The organism is Flavobacterium sp. RHBU_24, from assembly GCF_046613695.1.
Classification (GTDB): Bacteria; Bacteroidota; Bacteroidia; order Flavobacteriales; family Flavobacteriaceae; genus Flavobacterium.
Window position 1 is genome coordinate 1 of record NZ_JBKJHD010000038.1, and the last position, 5305, is coordinate 5305.

Genomic DNA, 5305 nt, shown 5'->3' on the forward strand with positions numbered 1-5305 from the left:
CGTGAAACCTGAAACGAAAAACAAGAATGACACGTTCATAGACATATTGGATTGACAGCATAAGAGAGAGTAAGAATACTAGCTTTTATTGAATTAGAGAAACTAGCAAATAAGGTCGTAAAAATATTAAAATATACGATGAAGAGTTTGATCCTGGCTCAGGATGAACGCTAGCGGCAGGCCTAACACATGCAAGTCGAGGGGTAGAAGTCTTCGGGCTTTGAGACCGGCGCACGGGTGCGTAACGCGTATGCAATCTGCCTTGTACAGGGGAATAGCCCAGAGAAATTTGGATTAATGCCCCATGGTATTTTTGAGTGGCATCACTTGATTATTAAAGTTCCAACGGTACAAGATGAGCATGCGTCCCATTAGCTAGTTGGTATGGTAACGGCATACCAAGGCTATGATGGGTAGGGGTCCTGAGAGGGAGATCCCCCACACTGGTACTGAGACACGGACCAGACTCCTACGGGAGGCAGCAGTGAGGAATATTGGTCAATGGGCGAGAGCCTGAACCAGCCATGCCGCGTGCAGGATGAAGCATCTATGGTGTGTAAACTGCTTTTGTACGGGAAGAAACACCGGTTCGTGAACCGGCTTGACGGTACCGTAAGAATAAGGATCGGCTAACTCCGTGCCAGCAGCCGCGGTAATACGGAGGATCCAAGCGTTATCCGGAATCATTGGGTTTAAAGGGTCCGTAGGCGGTTTTATAAGTCAGTGGTGAAATCCGGCAGCTCAACTGTCGAACTGCCATTGATACTGTAGGACTTGAATTATTGTGAAGTAACTAGAATATGTAGTGTAGCGGTGAAATGCTTAGATATTACATGGAATACCGATTGCGAAGGCAGGTTACTAACAATTTATTGACGCTGATGGACGAAAGCGTGGGGAGCGAACAGGATTAGATACCCTGGTAGTCCACGCCGTAAACGATGGATACTAGCTGTTTGGTTGTAAGACTGAGTGGCTAAGCGAAAGTGATAAGTATCCCACCTGGGGAGTACGGGCGCAAGCCTGAAACTCAAAGGAATTGACGGGGGCCCGCACAAGCGGTGGAGCATGTGGTTTAATTCGATGATACGCGAGGAACCTTACCAGGGCTTAAATGTAGGTTGACAGGCTTGGAAACAGGTTTTTCTTCGGACAACTTACAAGGTGCTGCATGGTTGTCGTCAGCTCGTGCCGTGAGGTGTCAGGTTAAGTCCTATAACGAGCGCAACCCCTGTCGTTAGTTGCCAGCGAGTCATGTCGGGAACTCTAACGAGACTGCCGGTGCAAACCGTGAGGAAGGTGGGGATGACGTCAAATCATCACGGCCCTTACGTCCTGGGCTACACACGTGCTACAATGGCCGGTACAGAGAGCAGCCACTGGGCGACCAGGAGCGAATCTATAAAGCCGGTCACAGTTCGGATTGGAGTCTGCAACCCGACTCCATGAAGCTGGAATCGCTAGTAATCGGATATCAGCCATGATCCGGTGAATACGTTCCCGGGCCTTGTACACACCGCCCGTCAAGCCATGGAAGCTGGGGGTACCTGAAGTCGGTGACCGCAAGGAGCTGCCTAGGGTAAAACCGGTAACTGGGGCTAAGTCGTAACAAGGTAGCCGTACCGGAAGGTGCGGCTGGAACACCTCCTTTCTAGAGACACGGCCGCTTGTTTTGATTTTTGATGTAAGTAATAGGATACTTACTCTCGCTGTTAGTTCAAATAATATTATAAGGAGTAAAAGAGGATTATACAGTCTCGTAGCTCAGCTGGTTAGAGTACTACACTGATAATGTAGGGGTCGGCAGTTCGAGTCTGCCCGGGACTACTACTTTTACACTTAGAAGGAAATTTTAGAAGATGAGTTGCACTTTTAGTGACGAACCGCATAGGACTGTTAACTGAAAACTGTTAACTGATTACTGAAAACGGGGGATTAGCTCAGCTGGCTAGAGCGCCTGCCTTGCACGCAGGAGGTCATCGGTTCGACTCCGATATTCTCCACGAAAGCTAAAAGCTGTCAGCAGACAGCTATCAGCTAAAAGTTCATTGACATATTGAGATAAGAAAAACAAGAAAAATATAGAAAGCACATATGGCTGATAGCTATTAGCTGTCAGCTTGTAAGTACAATAAGCAAAATAAGGGCGTATGGGGGATGCCTGTGGCTCTCAGAGGCGAAGAAGGACGTGATAAGCTGCGATAAGCACCGGGGACTGGCACATACAGATTATATCCGGTGATTTCCGAATGGGGCAACCCGATATGTTGAAGACATATCACCCGATAGGGGGCAAACCCGCTGAACTGAAACATCTAAGTAGGCGGAGGAGAAGAAAACAAAAGTGATTCCGTAAGTAGTGGCGAGCGAAAGCGGAACAGCCCAAACCAAAGTTGTTACGGCAATTTTGGGGTTGTAGGACCACGACATTTCTTGCAAACAGAATTAGAACTACCTGGAAAGGTAGGCCATAGACGGTGATAGCCCGGTATAAGTAATGAATGTAAAGGATAGTGGTATCCTGAGTAGGGCGGGGCACGTGAAACCCTGTCTGAATCCGGCGGGACCATCCGCCAAGGCTAAATACTCCTGAGAGACCGATAGTGAACCAGTACCGTGAGGGAAAGGTGAAAAGAACCGTGAATAACGGAGTGAAATAGATCCTGAAACCATACGCCTACAAGCGGTCGGAGCCCTTTAGTGGGGTGACGGCGTGCCTTTTGCATAATGAGCCTACGAGTTACCGTTGCTGGCAAGGATAAGTACTTCAGGTATGGATCCGTAGCGAAAGCGAGTCTTAATAGGGCGCTTTAGTCAGTAATGGTAGACGCGAAACCGTGTGATCTACCCATGGGCAGGATGAAGCTGTGGTAACACATAGTGGAGGTCCGAACCGGTTGACGTTGAAAAGTCTTCGGATGACCTGTGGGTAGGGGTGAAAGGCCAATCAAACTCGGAAATAGCTCGTACTCCCCGAAATGCATTTAGGTGCAGCGCTGGCTTAGTTTATTAGAGGTAGAGCTACTGATTGGATGCGGGGGCTTCACCGCCTACCAATTCCTGACAAACTCCGAATGCTAATAAATGTTTACCAGTAGTGAGGGCATGGGTGCTAAGGTCCATGTCCGAGAGGGAAAGAACCCAGACCATCAGCTAAGGTCCCCAAATCTATACTAAGTTGAAAAAACGAGGTTTGTCTGCCCAGACAGCTAGGATGTTGGCTTGGAAGCAGCCATTCATTTAAAGAGTGCGTAACAGCTCACTAGTCGAGCGGACGAGCATGGATAATAATCGGGCATAAGTATAGTACCGAAGCTATGGATTTGTAGTAATACAAGTGGTAGGGGAGCATTCTAACAGGGCTGAAGGTGTACTGTGAGGTATGCTGGACCGGTTAGAAAAGAAAATGTAGGCATAAGTAACGATAATGCGGGCGAGAAACCCGCACACCGTAAGACTAAGGTTTCCTCAGCTATGCTAATCAGCTGAGGGTTAGCCGGGACCTAAGGCGAACCCGAAAGGGACAGTCGATGGCCAACGGGTTAATATTCCCGTGCTTCTTATAATTGTGATGGGGCGACGGAGTGATGAAAGCACCGCGAACTGACGGAATAGTTCGTTAAAGTACCTAGCTATAGACTTTGTAGTTAAATGCGCAGAGTTTGGTGAAATACGATAGTACACGGAGCCTTCGGGCAAAGTGATAGTGTGCCTAAGGGCTTCCAAGAAAAACCTCTAAACTTAGATTATAAGAACCCGTACCGTAAACCGACACAGGTAGTCGAGGAGAGAATCCTAAGGTGCTCGAGAGATTCATGGCTAAGGAATTAGGCAAAATAGACCTGTAACTTCGGGAGAAAGGTCGCCAGCAGCAATGCTGGCCGCAGTGAAAAGGTCCAGGCGACTGTTTATCAAAAACACAGGGCTCTGCAAAATCGTAAGATGAAGTATAGGGCCTGACACCTGCCCGGTGCTGGAAGGTTAAGAGGAGATGTTATTTTCGGAGAAGCATTGAATTGAAGCCCCAGTAAACGGCGGCCGTAACTATAACGGTCCTAAGGTAGCGAAATTCCTTGTCGGGTAAGTTCCGACCTGCACGAATGGTGTAACGATCTGGACACTGTCTCAGCCATGAGCTCGGTGAAATTGTAGTATCGGTGAAGATGCCGATTACCCGCAGTGGGACGAAAAGACCCTGTGCACCTTTACTATAGCTTAGTATTGACCTTGGATAATTGATGTGTAGGATAGGTGGGAGACTGTGAAGTGGCGTCGCCAGGCGTTGCGGAGTCATTGTTGAAATACCACCCTTTGGTTATCTGAGGCCTAACCCCGCGTTGTGGGGGACATTGCTTGGTGGGTAGTTTGACTGGGGTGGTCGCCTCCAAAAGAGTAACGGAGGCTTCTAAAGGTTCCCTCAGCACGCTTGGTAACCGTGCGTAGAGTGCAATGGCATAAGGGAGCTTGACTGAAAGACATACAGGTCGATCAGGTACGAAAGTAGAGCATAGTGATCCGGTGGTTCCGCATGGAAGGGCCATCGCTCAAAGGATAAAAGGTACGCCGGGGATAACAGGCTGATCTCCCCCAAGAGCTCATATCGACGGGGGGGTTTGGCACCTCGATGTCGGCTCGTCACATCCTGGGGCTGGAGAAGGTCCCAAGGGTTGGGCTGTTCGCCCATTAAAGTGGCACGCGAGCTGGGTTCAGAACGTCGTGAGACAGTTCGGTCTCTATCTACTGTGGGCGTTAGAAATTTGAGTGGATCTGATTCTAGTACGAGAGGACCGAGTCGGACTGACCTCTAGTGTATCTGTTGTCCCGCCAGGGGCACCGCAGAGTAGCTACGTCGGGAAGGGATAAGCGCTGAAAGCATATAAGCGCGAAACCCACCACAAGATGAGATTTCTTTTAAGGGTCGTGGAAGATGACCACGTTGATAGGCTATAGATGTAAAGGCAGTAATGTCATAGTCGAGTAGTACTAATAACCCGTTAGCTTATGTACATCCTCTTTCCCCGCCGCAAGGCGGGGGAGAACTTTCTTTAAAAACCAATTTTTCTTTATCTCAGTATGTTAATAATATTGCAACTCGCTTGCGTTTTGAGTTTAGTGTTTATGGTTCAGCATTCCTATTGGCAACCTGAAACTTGAAACCTGAAACCAAATAAACCTTTTAAGGTGATTATTGCGGCGGGGCTCACCTCTTCCCATCCCGAACAGAGAAGTTAAGCCCGCCTGCGCAGATGGTACTGCAATTTGTGGGAGAGTATGTCATCGCCTTTCTTTTTAAAACCCTTTACAA

The 5305-nt window shown here is 48.5% G+C and carries 2 tRNA genes and 3 rRNA genes; all 5 read left to right on the plus strand.

What is annotated here, in order from left to right:
* The first annotated feature begins 135 nt into the window (after nucleotides 1–135).
* The 5 genes from ACLI09_RS17880 (at nucleotide 136) to rrf (ending at nucleotide 5286) form a co-directional block, all read left to right on the plus strand.
* A 16S ribosomal RNA gene (locus ACLI09_RS17880) occupies nucleotides 136–1651 on the plus strand.
* A 102-nt stretch (nucleotides 1652–1753) separates the two neighbouring features.
* Nucleotides 1754–1827 (plus strand) — tRNA-Ile (locus tag ACLI09_RS17885).
* A gap of 102 nt (nucleotides 1828–1929) precedes the next feature.
* A tRNA-Ala gene (locus ACLI09_RS17890) sits at nucleotides 1930–2003 on the plus strand.
* Nucleotides 2004–2129: 126 nt separating this feature from the next.
* Nucleotides 2130–5007: ribosomal RNA gene (locus tag ACLI09_RS17895) — 23S ribosomal RNA — on the plus strand.
* Nucleotides 5008–5177: 170 nt separating this feature from the next.
* A 5S ribosomal RNA gene (rrf, locus tag ACLI09_RS17900) occupies nucleotides 5178–5286 on the plus strand.
* Together the 16S, 23S and 5S rRNA genes with 2 tRNA genes alongside form the textbook arrangement of a ribosomal RNA operon.
* Nucleotides 5287–5305 lie beyond the last annotated feature (19 nt).